The organism is Agromyces ramosus, assembly GCF_030817175.1.
GTDB classification, from domain to species: Bacteria; Actinomycetota; Actinomycetes; order Actinomycetales; family Microbacteriaceae; genus Agromyces; species Agromyces ramosus_A.
The window spans coordinates 2,190,647-2,212,861 of record NZ_JAUSYY010000001.1; the positions used below are offsets into that span (position 1 = coordinate 2,190,647).

The 22,215-nt window shown below is 65.0% G+C and carries 14 protein-coding genes; 11 read left to right on the plus strand and 3 right to left on the minus strand.

Features of this window, described 5'->3' with window-relative positions:
* Positions 1-66: 66 nt before the first annotated feature.
* Genes QFZ26_RS10280 through QFZ26_RS10290 form a run of 3 tightly spaced genes read left to right on the plus strand, consistent with a single transcriptional unit; the run spans position 67 to position 5,760 of the window.
* A complete protein-coding gene (locus QFZ26_RS10280) occupies positions 67-1,593 on the plus strand; it encodes a type I restriction-modification system subunit M (protein WP_307041763.1) in 1,527 nt (508 codons plus the stop codon).
* A complete protein-coding gene (locus QFZ26_RS10285; protein WP_307041765.1) occupies positions 1,586-2,785 on the plus strand; it encodes a restriction endonuclease subunit S in 1,200 nt (399 codons plus the stop codon). The genes QFZ26_RS10280 and QFZ26_RS10285 overlap by 8 nt, the downstream gene beginning before the upstream one ends.
* Positions 2,782-5,760, plus strand: coding sequence for a type I restriction endonuclease subunit R (locus QFZ26_RS10290; RefSeq protein ID WP_307041767.1), 2,979 nt, complete (start codon positions 2,782-2,784; stop codon positions 5,758-5,760). The genes QFZ26_RS10285 and QFZ26_RS10290 overlap by 4 nt, the downstream gene beginning before the upstream one ends.
* Before the next feature lie 353 nt (positions 5,761-6,113).
* Here the strand turns inward: QFZ26_RS10290 and QFZ26_RS10295 are convergent, their stop codons facing one another.
* On the minus strand, positions 6,114-6,692 hold the full coding sequence (locus tag QFZ26_RS10295) for a helix-turn-helix domain-containing protein (RefSeq protein WP_307041769.1): 579 nt from the start codon (positions 6,690-6,692) through the stop codon (positions 6,114-6,116).
* Between the two features lie 103 nt (positions 6,693-6,795).
* Here QFZ26_RS10295 and QFZ26_RS10300 point away from each other — a divergent pair, with 103 nt between their 5' ends.
* The 6 genes from QFZ26_RS10300 to QFZ26_RS10325 all read left to right on the plus strand — a co-directional run bounded on the left by QFZ26_RS10300 (position 6,796) and on the right by QFZ26_RS10325 (position 19,236).
* Complete coding sequence (locus QFZ26_RS10300) at positions 6,796-6,999, plus strand: helix-turn-helix transcriptional regulator (protein WP_129519402.1); 204 nt, start codon at positions 6,796-6,798, stop codon at positions 6,997-6,999.
* A gap of 594 nt (positions 7,000-7,593) precedes the next feature.
* The gene (locus tag QFZ26_RS10305) at positions 7,594-8,379 is read left to right on the plus strand and encodes a DUF2637 domain-containing protein (protein WP_307041772.1); all 786 of its coding nucleotides are present in this window, start codon (positions 7,594-7,596) and stop codon (positions 8,377-8,379) included.
* 486 nt (positions 8,380-8,865) lie between these two features.
* Positions 8,866-9,465, plus strand: coding sequence for a hypothetical protein (locus QFZ26_RS10310; protein ID WP_307041774.1), 600 nt, complete (start codon positions 8,866-8,868; stop codon positions 9,463-9,465).
* Positions 9,462-11,255 carry a hypothetical protein gene (locus QFZ26_RS10315; protein ID WP_307041776.1) on the plus strand — a complete coding sequence of 598 codons (1,794 nt, stop codon included), beginning with the start codon at positions 9,462-9,464 and terminating at the stop codon, positions 11,253-11,255. Before QFZ26_RS10310 ends, QFZ26_RS10315 begins: the two co-directional genes overlap by 4 nt.
* Positions 11,256-11,866: 611 nt before the next feature.
* Positions 11,867-18,751 carry a PA14 domain-containing protein gene (locus QFZ26_RS10320; protein ID WP_307041778.1) on the plus strand — a complete coding sequence of 2,295 codons (6,885 nt, stop codon included), beginning with the start codon at positions 11,867-11,869 and terminating at the stop codon, positions 18,749-18,751.
* Entirely contained in the window at positions 18,742-19,236 is a 495-nt protein-coding gene (locus QFZ26_RS10325; RefSeq protein WP_307041780.1) for a hypothetical protein, read from the plus strand. The genes QFZ26_RS10320 and QFZ26_RS10325 overlap by 10 nt, the downstream gene beginning before the upstream one ends.
* A 61-nt stretch (positions 19,237-19,297) precedes the next feature.
* Here the strand turns inward: QFZ26_RS10325 and QFZ26_RS10330 are convergent, their stop codons facing one another.
* Together QFZ26_RS10330 and QFZ26_RS10335 are read right to left on the minus strand one after the other, a co-directional pair.
* A complete protein-coding gene (locus QFZ26_RS10330) occupies positions 19,298-19,474 on the minus strand; it encodes a hypothetical protein (RefSeq protein WP_307041782.1) in 177 nt (58 codons plus the stop codon).
* 89 nt (positions 19,475-19,563) lie between these two features.
* Positions 19,564-20,298: a DNA-processing protein DprA gene (locus QFZ26_RS10335; RefSeq protein ID WP_307041784.1), complete on the minus strand. Its 735-nt coding sequence runs from the start codon at positions 20,296-20,298 to the stop codon at positions 19,564-19,566.
* Positions 20,299-20,807: 509 nt separating this feature from the next.
* Here QFZ26_RS10335 and QFZ26_RS10340 point away from each other — a divergent pair.
* A complete protein-coding gene (locus QFZ26_RS10340) occupies positions 20,808-21,488 on the plus strand; it encodes a hypothetical protein (protein ID WP_307041786.1) in 681 nt (226 codons plus the stop codon).
* Between the two features lie 246 nt (positions 21,489-21,734).
* On the plus strand, positions 21,735-22,019 hold the full coding sequence (locus QFZ26_RS10345; protein ID WP_307041788.1) for a hypothetical protein: 285 nt from the start codon (positions 21,735-21,737) through the stop codon (positions 22,017-22,019).
* Positions 22,020-22,215 lie beyond the last annotated feature (196 nt).

The window sequence follows — 22,215 nt, forward strand, 5'->3', positions numbered from 1 at the left end:
TGCTTTAGCCCAGTAGCGTGTTGCGTGACCGTTTAGAGCACCGAGCCGCACCCAGGAGCACCCCCGATGACGCTTGCCCCCACTGATCAGCGCCGCCTCAGTCAGCGGGAGCTCGAGCAAGCCCTTTGGAGTGCTGCGAACGCGCTGCGTGGTCCAGTCGATCCGGGCGACTTCAAGGCCTATGTGTTCCCGGTGCTGTTCTACAAGTGGATCAGCGACGTCTACGACTACCACCACCAGCAGGCCGTCAGGGACCTCGAAGAGGACTGGTCGCAGGAGATCGAGGATGAGGACTACCAGACGTTCTTCATCCCCGAGGGCACCCACTGGGACTCGACGTTCGAAGTGACAAAGAACCCCGGAGCGGCCCTCAACAAGGCCCTTGTCGCAATCCAGGAAGCGAACCCGGGCAAGCTCGCAGGCGTTTTCGGAGACGTCAACTGGGCGAACACGGAACGCATCCCCGAGTCCGCGCTGCGCGCACTCATGGGTGTGTTTGACAAGCTCACCCTCGACCCCGCCCACGTGTCCGGGGACATGCTCGGCTCTGCGTACGAATACCTTCTCCGAGAGTTCGCCGAGGCCAGCGGCAGGAAGGCCGGGGAGTTTTACACGCCCCGCCACGTCGTCCACCTGCTGGTCAGGATTCTCCGCCCGGAGCCCGGCGACTCGATCTGCGACCCCGCCTGCGGCTCCGCAGGGATGCTCGTCGAGACTGTTGAGGAGGTAAAGGCCGCTGGCGGCAGCGCCGAGTCACTGCTGCTGTACGGGCAGGAGCAGAACCTCACCACCGCCGGGATCGCGCGAATGAACCTGTACTTACACGGGGTGGAGGACTTCGAAATCAAGCGCGGCGACACATTCCGGGAGCCGAAGCTGCTCGATGAGCAGGGCCGACTCCGGAAGTTCGACATCGTCATCGCCAACCCGCCGTTCTCTCTGGAGAACTGGCCGTCGGCGACCTGGGCGAAAGACCCGCACAAGCGCGCACTCGGCGGGATCGTCCCACCGGCGAAGAGCGCCGACTGGGCGTGGATCCAGCACATGCTCTCCACCATGAAGGAGGGCACAGGCCGCGTCGGTGTTGTCATGCCCCACGGTGTGCTGTTTCGAGGCGGCCGCGAAGCCGAAATGCGCCAGTACGCCATCGAGAACGAGCTGCTCGAGGCAGTGATCGGACTTCCGAACAACCTGTTCTATTCCACCAGCATCCCCGTCTGCCTGCTCATCTTCCGGGCTACCAAGCCACAGGCGCGTGAGGGCCAGGTTCTGGTCGTGGACGCACGAGCCCGTTTCAAACCCGGCCGCAACCAGAACAGCCTCGACGACGACGACGTCAAGGCGATCGCCGGCGCATACGAGAGGGGAGTGGACCCCGACGATGACGACCGTATCAACGTGCGCCTCGTCCCGAAGGACGAGATAACCGGCAACGGCTACGACCTCAACATTGGCCGCTATATCCAGACCGAAACCAAGGCGGAAGCCGACGTCGACGCCGCACTCGCTGCGCTCCGTGAAGCGCAGGAACGCATGGACACCGCCCGTGCCGCTCTCGACCTGCGACTGAAGGAGGCGGGCTTCGATGCGTGACGGATGGCAGCAGGTAACTCTCGGAGAGCTGTTCGAGCCCAGCAACGAGCGTCTCGGCGACCACGACGCGGAGCCGACCGTCTTCTCCATCTCGAAGCACGACGGGGTCATGCCAGCGGATGAGTTCTTCGAGAAGCGAGTGGCCTCGTCAAAGCTTCACGACTACAAAGTCTTGCCGAATGACGCGTGGGTCTACTCGACGATCCATATTGACGAAGGTTCGATCGCGCGAAACTCCACCGGCGTAGCGGGAGTGGTGAGCCCTATGTATACAGTGATGCGCTGGGTCTCGGAGCGCGACGATGCGATGTACGGTGAGCTCCTACTGCGGTCGGCCAAAATGATGGCGACGTACTCCGACAACGCTCGCGGGTCGATCAACCGTCGGCGGAGCTTGCCATGGAGCGTGTTCCGAGATATCTCGATCGCGCTCCCTCCGCTTCACGAGCAGCACCGGATCGTGGACCTCATCTCCGCCGTCGACCACGCCACCAAGACTGCTGAAGAGGAAGCACGTTCGTGTGCCGCCCTGCGAAGGGACGCAATCGACTCTCTCATCAACGCGCACGACTCCGGGGAACGAGTGAGTCTCGGTCAATTGGGTACTTTCGAGCGCGGGAAACGCTTCACCAAGAAGGATTATGTGCCTGATGGGCTCGGTTGCATTCACTACGGACAGATCTACACAAGCTACGGCGCCACAGCTACGGAAACCATCTCGTTTCTTCCTGAGTCATTCCGCGCCAAGGCGCGACTGGCGCGATCGGGCGACCTTGTGATCGCCGGCACAGGCGAGAACGTTGAGGACATTGGCAAGGCTGTCGCCTGGCTCGGCGAAGATGACGTTGCAGTTCACGATGATGCATACATTTATCGCCACAGCTTGGATCCGGCGTACGCGTCGGCGCTGTTTGCGTCAACAGCGGTTCGTAGTCAGCGTGCCCCGTCCGACTCGAAGGTTGCGCGCCTCTCATCGAGTGTCCTCGCGAGTATTTCCGTACCAGTAGTGGGCGTAGATGCTCAGCGCCAGATCGGCGCGCTGATGGGCTCGCTAGACGACGCCGCCGTCGCTGCTCGCACCGCCGCCGCTTTGCGCCGCGATCTCCGGTCGAACCTGTTGACGGTGCTGCTGTCGGGTGAGCACGAGATCCCGCCGTCTTATGACAAACTCCTGGGGGAGGTCGCCGCGTGAGCGTCGGGTACACGGAGAAGGCCACGGTGCAGGCCGCGCTCGTGCAACTGCTGGTCGATGCCGGTTGGACGTACATCCCCGGGAAAGACCTGCCCCGGACCACACAGCAGGTGTTCATCGAGTCGGACCTTCGGGCGGCGATCGAGCGCCTCAACCCTGCTCTGGTCGGCCGGACCGATGCGGTTCTCGCCGATCTGCGGCGGGTCGCGGTGTCCGCAGCGTCAGAGGGGCTGATGGCCGCGAACCAGGCGTTCACGCGCCTGCTGCGCGGCGGCGGTACAGTGCTGATGCCGGACACAAACCACGACGAGCCGTACCTGGTGATCGACTTCACGGACGCGGCCGCCAACACGCTGATCGTTTCGGATGAGGTCACCTATCAGGGTGCTCGGTTCGACGTCGTCCTGTTCGTGAACGGGATTCCCGTGGTCGTCGGAGAGACGAAGACGCCGGTGTCGACGTCGGTGTCGTGGATGCACGGCGCGAAGGACATCCACACCGCCTACGAGGCAAATCAGCCGGCGTTCTTCACCCCGAACCTGCTGTCGTTCGCGACCGAGGGGAAGGACTTCCGGTACGCGGGCGTGCGGACGCCGCTGGATCACTGGGAACGGTGGGGCTCCAGCGAGGTGCCCGCCACCGTCTCCGGTTGGGACCGGGTGGTCATGTCGGTGACTGGGCTACTGAAGCCCACAGTGATCGTGAACCTGATCGAGCACTACGCGATGTTCGACCAGCAGAACGACGACGGCGCGGTGCGCATGATCAAGCTGCTGCCCCGATACTTCCAGTACGAGGCGGTTGAGAAGATCGTCGCCAGGGCCACCAGCGAGACGGGGACGCGAGGGCTGATCTATCACACGCAGGGGTCTGGAAAGACGTTGACGATGTCGTGGGTCGCGACCCGGCTGTACTTCGACCCGCGGATGCATAACCCGACGATCGTGGCCGTGGCCGACCGCACTCAGTTGGTGACACAGACGTTCGCGCAGTTCGCGTCAGCCGGTGTACCGGCGCCGGTAAAGTCAACCTCTCTCGTGTCACTTCAGGCCGCGTTGCGCAACGACGAGCGCGGGATCATCGCCACAACGGTGCACAAATTCGCTGGCGCAGGCGTTCTGACTGACCGGAACAATATCGTCTTGCTCGTCGACGAAGCCCACCGCACGCAGGAAGGTTCCTTGGGCGCCGACATGCGGGCCGCCCTCCCCAACGCGCACCTGTACGGGTTCACCGGTACACCGATCGCGGACCTCGACCGGAACACGTACCAACTGTTCGGTGACGAGAGGGACCACCGCTGGGCGCTGGGCACATACGACTCCGACCGGTCCATCGCAGACGGCACGACGGTGCCGATGCGGGTGATCCCGAGGCCGGTGCAGTTCGACATCGCGAAGGAGGACCTCGACGACGCGTTCGACGCCCTCGCCGACGAGGATGGACTCTCCGACGGTCAGAAGGAGGCGTTTTCCCGACGCGTCGCGAATGCCCGTGCAATCTTCCATAACCCGGACCGGATCGCTGCGGTCGCGGCTGACATCGTCGATCACTTCTACAGGTCAATCGACCCGCTCGGCATGAAGGCACAAGTTGTCGTCGCAGACCAGGAGCTCTGCATCCTGTACGACGCCGCGCTCCGCGGCGCGCTGGCTGCCGCCGGCCGAGACGACGAAGTGGCGGTAGTGATCTCGGCGACGGGCAAGGCGGATTTCGAACCGTACAAGCTCTCCGAAGGTGAAGAAGAGGCAGTTCTGGACCGGTTCCGCGACGCCGCCGATTCGCTGAAGTTCCTCGTCGTCACCGCGAAGCTCGGGACCGGCTTCAACGCCCCAATCGAAGGCGTACTGTACCTCGACAAGCCGATGAAGCTGCACACGCTGTTCCAGACGATTACGCGCACGAATCGTCCGTGGCGGAACCGAGACACCGGGTTCATGAAGGCATACGGCACGATCGTCGACTACATCGGGCTCGGGGACGGGTTCGCCCGCGCAATCGCCCCGTCGAGCCCAGAGCACGCGCAGCGACAGATCGACACGGAAGGCCTGGTCGGCACGCTCGAGCAGGCACTGAAGGAGATGCGTCGCCGGTTCGTCGGCGTCGCTCGGGACGACTCCATGGGCTCGCTGCAAGCCGCGCTCGAACGGGTTCCGGCGGACACCGAGGACCGGCAGGAGTTCCGTACCGAGTTCCAGCTCGCGCAAGGCCTGTGGGAGACGATCTTCCCGGACGCCGCCCTTGACGACTGGACTGACGACTACCGCTGGTACGCGCAGGTCTATGCCGCTATCCCCACCGAGACCGACGACAGCGATCTGTTGTGGGAACGTCTCGGCCCGAAGACGCGCGAGCTTGTCCACGCGCACATGCGCAACGTCCGCGTCGATGATCGCAACATCGCCGTCGTCATCGCGGACGCCGAGACTATCCGCAGGATGTCGGAGTCAGGCCAATTGCCGCCCGTCCCGATGGAGTATGACGGGCAGTCCGCGCAGGAGATTCTCGACTCCTTGACCGAGCGAATCCGGCGGCGGCTGGAAAGCGACGCCGACGGAACCGCACGGTACTCGTCGATCGCAGAACGTCTTGAGCAACTCCGCCAGCGGGTAATCGCGACAGCCGAAGACTCGATCGACTTCCTCACCACACTCTTCGGAGTCGCGACCGATCTCACGGACGCGGAGGGGGAGGACGGCTACGGTGTCCTCGCAGACCTTCCCGACCCAAACGTTGGAATGCTTACGCGCATTTTTGAGGAGCACAAGCCCGTCGGGATGACCGTGCTCGTGAGCGAAGTAGTTGCCGAGGTAGATGCCCTGGTCCGACACGCGGTCCACCCCAACTGGACTTCCAAGGACGCCTCGAAGAAGGAGATCCGCCGACAGCTTCGGCAGCTGTTCCGGAGGTACAAGCTTCCTGTCACCGGCGAGCCGTTCGACTCGGCCTGGGCGTACATCCTTAGGCACTACTGATCGTCGAGACGACCTCAGGCCTCTGCATCGTTGATCTGTCGAAAAAGGCGGTTCGGGTCGAGGTCGGGGCGGTGGACTTATCGGCAAAGTGTGCAGCATCGCATTGGATCTCTTGTTGCACGCCAGGGTGTGTGCGGAAACGCATGACGCGGACGATCTTCATTGCGGAGTAACTCCCGCGCACGGATGCTCGGGGTTGGTGAGGGCTCGTCCAGTGTCCCGTCAAGGACGAATTCGATGCGATGCGACAGGCCCGACGGTGAACGAACTTTGTGCTACGGGGCTTGGCGCCGACAATTTGGCAGCGGGGAGAGCGCCTGAATCGCAGACCTTAACCAAGGTCGAGGCACGCTTCAAGCATTTGTTTCGAAGCCCGAGGTCCTGAGGAGCTGGGAGAGCTCATTGGCACGTGCTTGCAGCGCACGGATTCGGGTAAGCGCGGGGCTATCCCCGTTGGCGTCCCGGCTGTCGCGCTCGCTTCCTTCGAGAGCCGCGACAACGTTCAACCGGTCGATCTCCCGGAGCAGCGAGAAGAGCTCTCGATACGCGTCGAGATTCTCCCGATCATTTCGTTCCGCGGTCGATGAGGGCCGGTGCGCTCCGGTTGAGGCTCCGGAAAACCAGGCGTCGAATTCGGCGGCGCTCAGGCCCTGAAGGTCGTCGGTGATGTTCTGCAGGTCGAGGTGCGCCGAGGGTCGGACGAGGGGAGCGAGCAAGTAGCTCGGAGGCACTCGAAGGGCGTACGCGATGCTGAGGAATTGGCCGAGGGTCAGGTCGGCTTTGCGTCCTGACTCGATGTTCTCGAGGACTGATTCAGTGATCTTCGTGCCCGTCAGGGTCTCCGCCAGTTCACGGGTTGTTCGGTAGCCGCGGTCGCGACGGGCGGCGCGGATGCGTGCCCCAATGCTGGCTTCCCCGCGGTAGTCCGTCATTTCGACAGGTTACCGCTTTCGCTGTTGTCAGGTCGAAGGCAGCCTGCTACCGTGAATATGACAACGACGACATCAGCGAGTTGTCATTACGAAGGGAAACGTGATGGATAAGGAGTTCATTCAGCCGGAAGCGGTGTCCGAAATCACCGGGCTGTCCGTGGGCGCGCTTGCACAGCTGCGGTACACGGGTCAGGGGCCACGGTTCTACAAGCCGACGAAGCGGACAGTGCTGTACAAGCGACAGGAGGTGGTCGAGTGGGTCGAGTCCACGGCACGCACGCGAACGGGCGTGGAGTCGTTCGCGTAAGCCTGGCGTCGTCCGACCATCAGGGGGTTGTTTGCCATGGGCCTGTATGCCGCGAAGGGTGCAGTGATCCTGGCGGCCCGACTTCAGCTGGGCAATGCGGCGACCCGCTTGCTTCTACATATGGCGCTCGAGTGCTGGGATGGGGAGGCGCCAGATGGGCGCCTCCCGCGGCGGTACTTCGGCGGCCGGGAGATGGCGGCGATCGCGCTTGGGTACATGGCGCCGGACAATGCGTCGCCGGCGGCCCGACAGGCGGTGAAGCGCGCGATCTCGGAATTGACCGGCAAGGGCGCGATTGTGCGCGTCCGCACTGGCGGGCGTGGCCTGCCTGCGGAGTACGAGCTGCTCGTGGCAAGCGCGCGACCGGTGGGTGGTCGGAGGGCTGTGGATAACGCGGTGGTGTTGCCGTTCCATGGTCGGGGCCAGGGGGACGCTGGCCGTACCCCTCAGGGGGTCGCTCGCCGTACCCCTTAGAGGGTCAGTCTCCGTACCTGCCAGGGGGACGGTGGTCGTACCCCTTAGAAGAAGGAAGAGAACAGGAATGAACACTAATGAATCAGTACGCGCGCGAACCGCGGACAATTGGAGCGTCAAATGAGTCGAGAACCCCGGCGGTCGGCCAAGAATGAGACTGGCCCATCGCAACTTCGTTCGGCGTCGCGGCCACTCCGGATCTTTCTGGGATGGCTCATCGCCGCCGCGGGTGCGCTCGCGATCTTCATGTCCTGGGGTGCACTGCACGACTTGGCGTTGCACGTTGGCGGCATGCCACCGGACCGGGCGATCGTGTTTCCCATCGTGGTCGACCTTCCCGCGTTGGCGGCGATGCTGATCGCCCTCCTGGTACCGGCTCCATCAGAATTCCTGCGGGCGCTGCCGTGGTTCACGTTCGCCCTGTTCAGCGCGCTCACGGTCGCCGGCAATGCAGCTGCCGTCGCGATCGCCGACCCGAGCACGATGATTCTTGGGCAGGCGCCGGCCGTGATCGTGAACGCGGTTCCGGCGATCGCGTTGCTGCTGACAACCCACCTCGCCGCCGCCACGGTGTACCGGCGCGATGACCGGTCGGCACGCGGCCCCCGGCGGCCGGGTGCGATCGATCGTCCGGGTTCGACTATTAGGGGGAAGGACACTCCGACTAAGACTCCCGTTCAAGCGGCGTCCGGTGCGGTCACTTCGAGCACACCACCTGAGCATGGGGTCGGCGAGTTCGAGGATCGAACCGCGAAGCGAGTCGAGGTGCTCGAGCTAGTCGGTACGGGCGCCACTGTGCGGAGCGCGGCACGCACCGCCGGGGTTGCACCCACCACCGCCCAGCGCTGGGTTGAACGAGCGCGCCTCGATGGCGTGCTCGTAGACAGGGCGACCGTCGATGCATAGTCACATTGCCGGCCTTGACGCCGCCATCGAGGATCGAGACATCCTCGTGTGCCGTTCTCCCGGCGTGTTACCCCCGTTTGGGGGTGACACTGCCGGTTGTATGGGCGTGCGCTTGGGTGTTCACCCGGCGCGAATAGGTGAACGAACGGTTCACCCGGTTCTTTCCCTGTCCTGCTGCCCCTGCCGCGCTTCGCGCGCTTCCCAACCTCCCGCACTCATCCTTCGGAGTTCCTGAGGGAGGTTGGGAAGTAAAGCAGGGGCAGCAGGACAGGGAAAGAACAACAACAAGAGACAAACCATGGGTGCGGCGGCGGTCGTGAGCAGGGCGTTGGGCGCGTGGGTAGAGGGGTGGAGTGGGGCTGATGGTGCAGTTGACGAGTCGTGATGAGGCGATGCTCGAGTGGTTGGGCGTGGTCCGGATGGCGGACGTGGAAGCGATTCGGTGGGCTTTGTCGGGGCTTGCGGGGGATCATTTCGGGGTCGCCGGTGAGCCGTCGGAAGGCGCAGCAGTGGGTTGCCCGGTTGGCGGGCGTCGGCTTGGTGGATCGGGCGCGGCCGAACTTCCAGGACGGGCAGGTGGTGTGGGCGACGCACCAGGCGATCGGCCGGTCCGCGCCGAACCTGTACCGTCAGACCGCGCGCCACGAGGTCGCGGTCGCGGCCGCGTCGGCCCGGTACCTGGCCCGCGGGTACGCGTGGTACCGGGATCGGCGACCCGCGTCGACCCAGGACCACCAGGTCGATGGGGTCGCAGTGCGGGGGGAGCGGATCGAGCTCGTGGAGGTGGAGCTGACCCCGAAGACGCTGCACCGGTATAAGGCGATCCACACGAACCATGCGACCCGGATGACAACGACCGGGGTGACCCGGGTGGTGTACCTGTGCACCGCCGACGCGGCGCGGGTCGTCGCCCGCGAGGCGGACCGGTTCATCTTCCGCACCGAACGGGACCGGCTGGTGACCCTCCCGGTGCTGGACGCCCGGGGCAAATGGGTTGGCGACGACTCTGGGCTGTGGGACGACGCACCGGCACCGGTGACAGGTAACCCGACGGTGACGCCGGAGCTGTGGGAGCGGGTCGGATGAGCCTCGAGCAGAGCACCGCGGCCGCTCCAGAGTCGGATGGGCTGAGCGACGCGATCGAAGCGATCCTCGGCGCATGCCTGCTCGCCGTCGCGGGGTTAGTTGCCCTGCCCCTGCTCGTGCCCGTCCTAGTCGCGCGGGTGGCGGGGGACGGGATCGCGACGAAGGCATTGTTCTGGAAGGTGCGGCGGGGTCACTGGATCGTGAACACGATTGGCGCGATCGCGGTCACGCTGCTCCTCGCCACCGAGGCGGTGCTCTTGGGGGAGTGGGTCGCATCGGGCGGTGCGGAGCAGTTCTTTGCCGGCGACTGGGTGGGACAGCTTGCACCAACGTTCGGGCCATGGACGATGGTGAACCTGCTCGCCGGGGCGCTCCTGCTGCCCCTGACCTGGTCCATTCGCCGTCGCCAGATTGCGGAGCGGGTCCGAGCGCGCCGGATCGAGGACGTGCTCCGGCAGGAACGGATCGAAGTGGCCCGCAAGCGCGCCGCGGACGCGGCGACCGCGGACCGGATCGGGATCCGCCTTGACCCGCAGACGGGTCGAATCACCGGCGTTCGCGAGGGTGCGGTGACCGTGCCGCACACCGTTGACGGGCAAGAGGCGTTCGGGTTCGTGACCCGCTCCACCGTCCGGAGCGTGGCTGACCGGTTCCACGACGCCCGACAGGTCCGCGACTGGGTCGACCCGACCGGACGCTACCTCCTCATGCCGGGCAGTTCATCTGCGGCTAGGGCGTTGATCATTGCGGAGTCCGGCAGCGGCAAGACCGTGCTGATCAACGGCCTCGTGCTCTGCGCGCTCGAGTACGGCTGGCCGGTGTTCGTGATCGACGCGAAGGGCGACCCGGCCGACGCCCGATCCATGGTCGCCCTGGCCCACGCCGCTGGCCGCACCGCGACGATCGGCGGCCAGTGGAACCTGTTCTCAGGGCCGGCGGAGCAGGTCACCGCGAAGCTGATGCGACTCATGCCCGTTCCCGACGGTGCGAACCAGCACTACCTCGACGAGATCCGTGGTGTGCTCCAAGCCGTGCAAACTGCGGCACCGATCCGGTCCGCCGCTGACCTCCGTGATCGGCTCATGAACCCAGGCCCGCACGTTCGTGACCAGTTCGACCTCACGCTCGTGAACCAGACCGTCGACCGCAACGGTGCCACCGCCGGAAGTCGGGCGCTCCAGAGCCTCGCGGTCGCGCTCCGGCCGCTCGAACGATGGATCGCAGAAGACGGCTGGTCCTACGCGGCACCCCCGGCAGACCTCACCGTGGTCCCAGTTTCCCCTGTCGACGACGCTCAGGCGCGACTCGGCGATCTCCTGTTGCTGGACTTGCGGAACTTTCTCTCCGCGAGGCTCGAGGCGGGGGACAAGTCACCGGTCCTGGTCATCGTCGACGAGTTTCCCCAGCTCGTCACCGGGGCACAGGACCCCGGGGACACCGCAGGCAGCCTGTTCGAGACAGCTCGCTCCGCCGGTGTTGGCCTCGTGCTCGCCACCCAAAGCCCCGCCGGCCTCTCAAACGACGACATCCGCCGTCGTCGTGCCCTAACCAGCGGGGCGGCGCTCATCTTCGGACGTTCGAAGGATCCCGAAGAAATCGTCCAGTACGCCGGAACGATGATGCGCATGGAAGCGTCAGGACAGGCTGCAGGCGACCGGCTGGGCTCCGCCAGAGCCCAACATACGTTCGTGGTGCCGCCTCAGGATGTCCGTGAAGCTGCCGACGGAGCATTCTGGCTCGTCCAAGGTGGCGCAATCGCGGCGTTCCGAGCGCTGCCGCAGCCAACGTAGATCGCCCAGCGACGGACGATCGACTCTGGCCGCAGTTGCTCCCGGACTCCACGAGCCCAGGCCCGCCTGGGCTTGAGGCGCTCGCTATCAGGCCGACTACCGAGCGAGGTTGAGCTCACCGGGCGCTAGCGGGTGCCGCAAGGGCGAAAGGCTCGGCAACCTTCGGGCTAGTGCGGGAGCGAGACGCGGGCGCCGGATCCCATGACCACAGCTGACGTTCGCTGGACCACCATGACTCATTGGAACTCGGCGGTACAGAGAGCACGCTTTCGCTCCCCCGTGCATGAAGGCGGGATAGGCGTGAAGCGTGCTATCCGCAGGTCGCCTGGCCAGAATGCTTCGGCTCGTATCCAAGGTGCCTTGTGACTCTCGTCCGCTCGTGTAGCTGACGTGCCGTAAGGCGACGAAACCAAAGCGATTCCTCTCGTGATCAATCTGTGACCGAAAGCCCCCCGAATTGGGGGTATGGAAACCAGGCGTAGCGAAGCCGCTCTGCCTTCCGGCTGGGTACATTCGCTCTACGAGCACACTGCCGTCTCACGGTTGGGCTCACCCCCGCCCTACCGAGGAGTTCCGTGCCCCGTTTTGCCGCGTCGTCGCGCCCTGTTCACATGAGCGTGCGTCGAGTCGTCGATGCCTTCTTGGCTGTCCTACTGTCACTGGTACTTGTGGGCGCGGTCATCCAGCCCGCCTATGCGGAGGAAACTTCTGCCTCTGATACGCCGGCCGATATCGCGCCCCTTCTCCCGGAGGAGTCGGAGGAGGTTGTCGAACCGCTGGGTGAGAAGCCGGTGGAAGCAGATTTCAGCAACCCGCCGGCTGAGGCGCCAATTCCTACCGAAGCGCCTGCACCGGTGGAGTCGGAGCCGTCCGAACCGGCGATGAAGTCGTTGAAGGACTTCAAGAAGGACGGCGCAGAGGTGGTCGACCGGGAAGAGTACTGGCAGACCTACAAGGGGCCGGATGGGACCCGTGTCACCGAGTCCTCGAACACCCCTCTGAACGTGCGCGTCGAGGGGGAGTGGAAGCCCGTCTCCACCGAGCTGCGAGGGCGTGGGCCGTTCGCGACGCTCGGGCGCGGCGGTGCCGAGGTCACCCAGCACCCGTTGCAGCCAGTGTTCGCCGAGAACGCGAACGAGGCACGACTGCTCACGTTGACGGAAGGCAAGCACGAGCTGTCCTTCTCGCTCGTCGGCGCGTCATCTTCCCTGATGCAGCGAGATCTCTCACCGTGGTCTTCGACCAAGCACCGGTTGGAGTATCCCGACGTGATGCCGGACACCGATCTCGTGTACGAGGTCGAGGCCGGCAGCGTGAAGGAGCTGTTCGTGCTGGCTTCGAAGCCCGGCCGCGACGGCAGGTCGGAATGGCAGTGGCGGATCGCCACTGACGGCCTCAACCTGCGAGTCGACGAGAAGACGGGCGAGGTGCTCTTCGAGGATTCGAAGGGCACCCCGAAGCTGGTGATGCCGCGTCCCACGATGTGGGACTCCGCTGGCAGCGAAGGAGACCATGCGAACGCGGTAGGAGACGTCACCGCGACAGTTGAACGCGATGGCGACGAGTGGCTGCTCACGTTGACCGCGGACAGGAATTGGCTGAACGATCCGGCGCGGATCTACCCAGTATCGGTGGATCCCGAGGTTTGGGGCGGCGCGAGCGAATTCCACTCGTATAAGTCCAACGGCCAGTACAACCACAACTACGGCATCCAGGTGGGCAACACGAACGAGAGCGGGATCTGGCGCACGATGGCGCTCGCGGACTGGCCGGGTATCGCAGGCAAGCAGGTCATCGATACGCAGATCGTGATGAGCGCGCGAACGGAGGGGACGGCCAACACCGTGCCCGGCCTGCTCTTCATGTCAAACAATTTCCAGTACGACAGCCTCGGCACCTATCTCGGCCCAATCACCTACGCAGACGGCAGCGCCAGTGTCTACAACAGCACGTTGACCCAAGCTGTCGCGAACTGGGTGCGGGGCGGGTCTACGAGGACGTGGCTGACTTTCACGGGTGACGAGGGCCGGCCCGCTTACACGTACAAGGTCTACAAGGCGTTCCAGACGTATACGTGGTGGAAGGAGTACCCGACGCCCGGCACGCTCGCCGCTCCGTCGCCGCCGAACGGGTCAGCGAACGCATCACTGACGCCGACCTTGAAGGTCGCGGGCTACACGTTCCCCGCAGGGACGACGGGATACCACTGGTTCAAGGTCAGTGAGAACCCGAACCCCGATGTCAACACGCTGTGGGAGACGGGGTACCAAGGATCGGACACGGTCCAGGTGCCGCAGACCAAGCTCCTGCCCGGCCGGACCTACTACTGGAAAGCGTGGGTGCGCGACAACCACAACGGGACGTGGGGGACTTCCACCGAGCGAGGCTCCGCCGTGTGGAGCTTCACCACCGCGACCATTCCGACGGTGGATGTGGCTACCTTGTCGCCGCCGGATCGTGGTGTGGTCGTGTCGACCGAGCCGTTGCTGCAGGCGACCGCACCCGCGAATCCAAACAACCGCACGTTGAAGTATTGGTTCCGGGTCGCGACTGGCTCGGACACGAGGACCGGTGGAGTGCTGAACTCGGGCTGGCTCGCGTCGCCGTCGTGGCAGGTGCCCTCGGGGTCGTTGCAGGACGGCACCACGTATTCGTGGACGGTGCTGACCCGAGACGAGGGCTACGGGGTGGAATCATCCCCGCCGTGGGTGGCGAAGTTCACGGTGAACAAACGTCTCGGCGCGACGAGTGTGTCGCCGACGGATGCTGCGGGACCGGTATCGGTGAACCTCGCATCGGGCAACGTAAGCCTGAGCTTCGCATCGCCCACCGTTTCCACGGTGGGCGGGCCGATGGGCGTGTCGTTCAGTTACAACTCTCAGGCCGACTCGAACAAGGGGCTGAAGGGCGAGTACTTCGACGCAACCCCGAAACCCGGACAGCCACAGTCGTGGAACATCGCCGATGCTAAGCGGGTGCTTGCGCGCACGGACACACAGATCTCATTCAACTGGGCGGCCGAATCGCCCGGCCCGGGCGTGCCCGTAGACAAATTCCTCGCTCGTTGGAGCGGATTCATCACCCCGGACCAGGCTGGCGACTACACGTTCGGCACGCTGCATGACGACGGAGTCGTGCTGACCGTGGGCGATACGAAGCTGATCGATAAGTGGATGCCGTCGGGCAACGGCCTGGTGCAGTGGGCAGCATCAACGAAGCAACTGCCCGCCTCGCCGACGAAGTTCAAGTTCGAATTCATGGAGGATGCCGGCGCCGCCACGGTGCAGCTGTGGGCGAAGCTCGGCGCGAACGGTACCCCGTTCATCGTGCCCGCGTCGTGGTTCACCAAGTCGCAGGAGATACTGCCCGACGGGTGGGCGTCCTCGACGATCCTCGCCGGCGACCTCGGCACCTACACGAAGGCTCGGGTCGAAGAGGGATCGATTACCCTGACCGATGCGATGGGCGGAACCCATTCGTTCACGAAGATTCCGGCCGGCGGATACAAGCCCCCCGCTGGTGAGTCCGGCGTCATGGCGATCGGTGGCGACGGGCGGGTCACGTTCACGGACGGCGCTGGAGTGGTGAACGTGTTCCGTGCCGACGGACTGATCGATCAGGTTGTCAGCCCGGTCGACGTGAAGAAGCCAGCTGCGCCGGGAGTGGAGTACACCGCGGCGGGTCTGGTGAAGCGTGTGTTTGATCGTCTTGCGACGTCAACTGCGCCTCGGGAGGTGCAGTTCTACTACGGCGGTGACGATGTCGCCGCCCCGCTGACGACAGCTGACACCGGAGGATCGTCCAAAGCATGCCCAGCCGTCAGCGGCAGCGTCGAAGCCCCAGTCGGCATGTTGTGCCGAATCGTGTACCCGGGCCACCAGCCTGGCACCACCGACACGACCCGCCTGTTCTATGACGCTGACAAGCGGCTGATCGGAATCCAGGACCCCGGTGGAGACGAAGTCGGGTTTGCCTACGACAATGCCCGACGCCTGACAGGCGTACATGACGCCCTTCAGACCGATTGGCTCCGGGCCGACTCGGCACGAGTTCCCGCCGAAACAAACCGCACTACGATCCAGTACGACGCGCAGGGCCGCGCCACCAAGGTCACCCTTGCTGCTCCCGACGGTCTCGATCCCGCGGCGCAGCCATTGCACGAGTACGTCTACGAGCAGGGTGCGACGACCGTGAAGGCCGCGGGGCAGGACGCGACCATCGGACACATCCGAAAGGTGACATGGGACTCTGCGTGGCGGGCAACATCCGGCTCCTCACCGTCCGGCCTGACCGCGATGACCGTGTGGAATGCCAAAGACCAAGTGCTCTCCCGCACTGACCCACTCAGCCGGACATCGACCACGATCTACGACCAGTCCGACCGATCAACTGACGAGTACGGCCCCGCACCGAGCGCCTGTTTCGGCTCCGACCGGCGCCCCATCCCAACCTGTCCGATCACGCCAGCTCACTCGAGCACGGCGTATGACGAGGGCTTGGTCGGCTTGAACGCGACCTGGTACGACAACGCTCATCTGTCCGGCCTTCCGAAGGCGATCACGCTCGGAATCCCAGCTGTGCTGGCCGGCAACGAGGGTCAGATCACCAAGGACTGGGCCGGAACCGCACCTTTGACAGGCATCCCGGCGACGAACTGGTCTGCACGGTTCGCAGGCACGATTACTTTCCCCGCAGCTGGCAAGTATGAGTTCAAGACGTACTCAGACGATGGATCCCAGGTCTTCATCGATGACAACCGGACCGTCGACTTCTGGCGGGGGGGAACATGGGCTCCATCACCTCCAGGGGAAGTCGATGTGAAGACTGACGGGCAGGTCTCCCGTGTCCGGGTGGAGTATTTCCAGCTCACCGGGCCGTCCGCAATTACATTCCTGTGGAAGAAGCCTGGCGAAACGACGTTCACTCCGGTGCCAGGCAGTGCTCTGAAACCGGCTTACGACCTCGCCACTTCAACGACCACGGATGATTCCGTGCCAGCTGGCACACATGCTCAGGCGAGCGCGCCCTCCCTCCGGACCTCGACGTCATATGGCGCTGAGCCGTGGCTGGGGCTTGCCTCCCAGTCCACCGTCGACCCGCAGGGATTGAACCTGCGCACGGTTACCACCTACAGCGACACCTACAACCGGCGAACCTCACGGATGCTCCCTGCGGGCGTCGCGGCCGGAGCCACTGTCGCTGACAGCGGCACCGTCTACGCCTACTACGGCGACACGCAGACGATCGCTGACGCGTGGTCGAGCGATCCCGAGGTCACGGATGTGGACGCGACACTCTGTGGCGTGCCCGAGTCGACAGCCCAATTCGGTGCCCTGCAGAAGGCGACCCCGCCCGCAGGCGCCAACGGTGGACGAGTGGTCACCCAGGCGATCTACGACCTCATGGGCCGGCAGGTCGGCGCCAAGCGCACCGGCGACGCCGCATGGACCTGCACGACGTTCGACGCGCGCGGCCGCACCAGCAAGGTGGAGTACCCCGCCTACGGCGACCCCGCCAACGGCGGCAGTCCGAAGCGCACAGCCGACTTCGACTTCACGGTCGGAGGCAACCCACTAATCTCGGCGGCGAAGGACCCAGCAGGGACGATCACCACTGTGACTGACCTGCTCGGCCGGGTCGTCAGTTACACCGACGTATGGGGCACCGTATCGAGCTCGGAATACAACCTCCTCGGCCAGGCCACCACAACAACGGTGACCCCGCCCGGTGGCACGGCATCGACAACGGCCTTGACGTACAACGTGGACGGGCAGGTCGAGACCGTCACGGTCGACGATGCCCTCGTAGCCGATCCGTCCTACAGCCAAGGTCAGCTCACCGGGGTTGCTTACGCAAACGGCTCCGCACTGGCCGAGCTGCAACGCAACCCTGCCGGCGCATTGATGGGAATGACCTGGTTGTTCCCGAACGCGCAGGCCTCAGTCACGGATGCGGTGGTTCGTTCGCAGTCGGGCCGGATCATCGCTAACACCCTCACCGACAGCTCCGCGCAACCGTTGAACTCGGCCTACAAGTTCGACGCCGCGAGCCGGCTCACGCAGGCGGTGATCCCGGGGCATACACTCACCTACGAATTCGCCTCCACTGGCGGGTGCGGAACGAACACCGGTGCGGGGTTGAATGGGAACCGCACGAGCTCGGTCGACCTCCCAGATGGTGGCACCCCAGTGTCCACGTCGTACTGCTACGACCGCGCCGACCGGCTCACCTCGACCACGGTCACCGGCACCCCGCCAGGCCCAGGCTTGTCCCCCGTCGCATCGGCAATCCCGGCATCCCGGCTCGTCTACGACCTGCACGGGAACACCGCAACCCTCGCCGACCAGACCCTCTCCTACGACGTGTCCGACCAGCACCTGAAGACGACACTCACCGACGGCACCGTGGTGGAGTATCTGCGAGATGTCACCGGCCGGATCATCCAGCGCACGGAGACGCCGACTGGGCAGAACCCCTCGGTCGTCCGGTATGGATTCACGGGCGGCGGCGAAGCCGCCGCAATGATCCTCGACGGACAAAACAGTCTGCTGCAGAAGGTGCTCGGCCTGCCGGGCGGAGCCACGGTGACCAAGTCCGGTGAGACGGCGTCGTGGTCGTATCCGAACATCCACGGTGACGTGACCGTGATCGCCGATGCCGCGGGAGCTCGAAGCCAGGGCGTGTACCACTACGACCCGTTCGGTCAGCCGGTGGACCCGGTCACCGCGCAGATCGGCACCTTGACCGCAGACGATGCGCTCCCCGACACGGTGTCTGACGGCGCAGACTGGGGCTGGCTCGGCACCCATCGGAAGCTGACCGAGCACGCAGGCTCGATCCACACCATCGAGATGGGCGCCCGCCAGTACGTACCCGCCCTCGGTCGATTCCTTGAAGTGGACCCTGTCGAAGGCGGTGTTACCAACAACTACGACTACCCTGCCGACCCTGTTAACGGCTTCGACCTCACGGGCCAGCGACAGGACTGCGGTGCATGTTCCCGGGGATCGATCACGTCGATCTCTGCTTACAACACTGCTGTCATGGCTAGAAGAGTCGCAGCTGCGGCGCTTGTAGCCTCGCTGGTGATCGCGGAGAGGGCACAACAAGTGGCGCGGAAGATGGGGGCGGATGTGCGAGTGATCCGAAACATCCCAGCCAGCACGGTCGGGATGGGCATCGCCGCGATGTCAGGCGCGAAATGCCAGATGGCGCCCAACGGTTTGAACGTTTGCGGCGGCGCTGCCTGGGGATACGGCGGTGGCGGCACGGCGTTCGGTGAGGTATTCATCACCCCGGTTCATGCCTCCGAAGCGATCCGGGACGCACCGCTGATGCGGCATGAACAGGCCCACTCGGTGCAGTACGCGGCAATGGGCAACGACGTGTTCGCGATTCTGTACTTCGGTAATATGTGGCTGGCCGGAGGGAAACAATGCAGCAACGTGTTCGAGGCAGGTGCCGGCTTCGAGGACGGGAATTATCCATGCGGGTGAACGGCGGGCGCGGTGTAGCGCTCGGAGCTGTCGTGATCTCTGTCGGAGTCCTGATGTCTGGCTGCGGACCGATTCGACTTGAACCGCCAATGGCCGTCGCAATACGGCACGACGGGACTGATCTCGAGGTCGCAGTGTGCGAAGGCATCGAAGCGAGCCGTATCTACGTTGGTGCACGAAACTCGGAGACCGACGGCGAATGGGTGACCCTTAGCGAGCTTCAGGGATCGGAGTTGATTGAGCCCGGGTTGGTTTTCCGCGTGGGAGACGAGCTCCCGGGGATGACCGCTGTTACTTCCGCTTCGCATCGAACGCCAGTGGAAGGGGAGGACGTCAATGTCAACATCCAAAACAGCAGTGACGCTATGACCGTCTTCTTTGCCGCTGTACCTTGGGACGATCTCGACGGAGACTGGTTCTTCACCGATGGGGAGAGTTCGGCGGAACCGTGCGGGCACTACCAGGAATGGATATCGACGCACTGATGCTTCGATAGCGTCGCTGGAACAGGATCTCGCCGTGGACCCGTCTTCGCAGCACTGCTGACTACCTCGCCGGTCGCCGCTCCCTGAGGAACACGGTCGCCTTGTCCAGCTGCGAGAACCGCCGATCGAACCGGCGGAGCGCGGAAAGGTAGAGGTTGCGGGTCGCGTCAGGGTACGCGAACGGGCCGACCTTCAGCATGCGGGGGTCGAGAACACCGACGAGCCCGGAGTCCGACATCGACCGAATATCGCCTGAGCTCACCACCATCGGGCGGGCTCGCCCTTCGCCCTGCTCATCGCGGTGCGGGCCGTCGGGATCAGTTCAGCTCATCTTGGCGCGTTGTCGTACTGGATCCCCTCGATGACGATCATGCAGGTTGCGATCGCCGCCAGAACCAAGCGTGCACGACGGGTGCTCCGCGCCGTCCTTCCCGCCGTTGGCGGTTCAGCACTCACAGTCACTGAAGGAGTGACCCTACGAACAGTATGGCGGCCAAGACCGGCCGGCGCGATGGCGATGGTAGCGCCCCGCATCACGGTCGCAGCCCTTAGCGCGAGCTCCTCAACGCCGGGTGCGACCCCAGAAGCTACCACCCAACCACGGTCGGCCATCGAGGTTGCGAACTCGAGTGTCGCCTGCCGCGTTTCGCGAGACGGGTGACAAGGGCCGACGATGGCGGCAGCCTCCTCCGCGAGGACTGTCTCCGCGCCTCGGACCCAGAGCAGCAGCGGCGCTGCGTCCCCGAGCGCGTCCAGCCCCCGCGGCCAGCTTTCGTGTTCCGGGGAGATCAGGGTCAAGCCCAACCGGTCGGTCGTCGCGATCACGCCGTCCACCCGAGAGCCGTGCGCCTGGGAGGCGATGGGCCCAAACGGGCCGACCGCGTCGACGTCGGTGCCTGACTGCGCGTGATCTAGCATCTCAGCGGCGCCGCCCAGGCGGCGGATGGCTGCGCCTACGACTGGGTCGCCGGAGAGCCCGGCGCAGACCAGTGCGACCCGCGCGCGGATCTCTTCGTTAGTGCGGATGGTGGTGGGAGCGGTACGTGGGGCGGTCCAGGTCACGGCAGTGAATGTCCTCTCGGATCGATCATTTTGTTTGCCTTCCGGCAAGAGAGATCGATTGCGAAGGGACAAGGTGCAGTGCCCTGATTGTCGGGCGAAATAAGCCCTCCGGGCGCGTCCGGCAATCTGGGAACGAAACCGCGGTCACGAGCTACGATCGCCAGCCGGAATGGCCAAACAAACCACCAGGGCAGTGCCGCATCGCGGCTCCAATTTCAACGCTCTTCAGTCGCGCCTGCTCCGTCAGGCGCCGCCCGCCGCGGTCGCGGCGGGGAACAGCATCGTGGTGCCGCTTCGCGGCGCTGCCTTCTTGGTAGTTCGCCCTGTCTGGCCGTTCATCGTAGTTCGCTCCGCCCGCTCCGACCCGGCCGTCCGCTATTTGCAGACTGCGCCGCTTCGCGGCTCCGCTTAGCAACCGCTCCCGACCGGGCGGTCCGCCGGCTCCCGCTCACAATCGATTTCTCTCGCCAGCCAGGCCAAACAAACGGTTGGCGGGAGGAGGCACCGAGATGGTGCAGACCACGATCCGGCCCACGACGGACGCGGCATCCGTTACCGAGACGAACCGCGCCGAGGCGGCCGCGTTCTTCCTGCGGATGCGTCGCATGGTGGCGCTCGGCCAGTTCAAGCGGGTCGCCCGCGAGGCGATGCTCGAGCCCCGGCTGCTGATGGCAATGCGGGAGATGCTCGTATGGAGCAAGCCCCGGCAACAGACCCGAAATGAACGTGAAGCTCGCGAACGCGATGCCCGCGCGGCGGCGCACGCGCACTTCCTCGCGCACCGCCGTGACTACATCGACCCGCAAACCAGGCCGCAGATGCCGCCGGTGCGGATCGGTGCCGAGCACCGCACCGAGCAGCGCATCGCCCGCAACAACGAGAACGCACTCGCGTGGGCCCGCCGCGTCGCGGCCGCCCCCGAGAAAGTGCTCGCCCGCCATGCCTCCCACACCCCATACAACCGGTGGGCCGTGCTCCGCCCCGAGTACGGGCCGGTCCGGAACCCGGACGAGTTCTGGGAGGCGCGGGTGAACCGTGACGTCCGCGCGGTGCGCCGTCGCGCCGAACACCGCAACTCGATCCGCCCCGCCGGGATGACCCTCGACCGTGCGCTCGCGATCGCACGGGACGTGCTCGACGCCCACAGCGGCAAGTTCCCCAAGCCCGATTTGCTCCCCGACTTCCTGTAGGCGAACCGGCCGGGGCCCGCGAGGCCCCGGCCGGTGAGGGGCGATCCCCTCACACACCCCGAAACTGGCGAACTCTCCACATTCGCGGTTTGGAACTGCCCGTCGCGTCCAGCGCTGCACCAGTGTCAGACCGTATTCACCACGAGAGCGGGGGCAGAGGAAATGGCGCGCTTCATCAGGATCGCGGTCACCGACATGAACGGAGACGGTGAACCGCTCCCGTCAGACCGCGACGAGTGGATCAACTTGGACCAAGTCACCAGCGTGCGCGGCATGCTCAGCCACAACCTCGTACGTCGGCACCGCCTGAACGGTGCCATCCCGCGCGAGTTCTACCCGTTGCTCGAGCTCCGAACTGCCGACCGGCAGACACGGCTGATCTCCCTCGGCAGCTACCCCGACGCACCCACCGGGATGGCGGCGCTGAACGCGTTCCTTCCCGCGATCACTGCACCGGCAATCCGGGATCTTGACGCCGAGCTCGCAGCACTCGTGCTGACGTCCGGCCTCGACGAGGACCGACAAGCCTGATCTAACACCCCTGCGGACGCCGGCACGTGCCGGCGCGATTGCATCCAGTGGAGCGGCGCGGCCGCGCCATTCTTGTGGGGTTCTCGTCCTGCCTGGCCGTTCATCGTAGTTCGCTCCGCCGACTGCGCACCCTGCGGTCGCTCTTTGCAGACTCCGCGCCTGCGCTTCGCTCCGGTGCTGCGCTTAGCAACCGCTT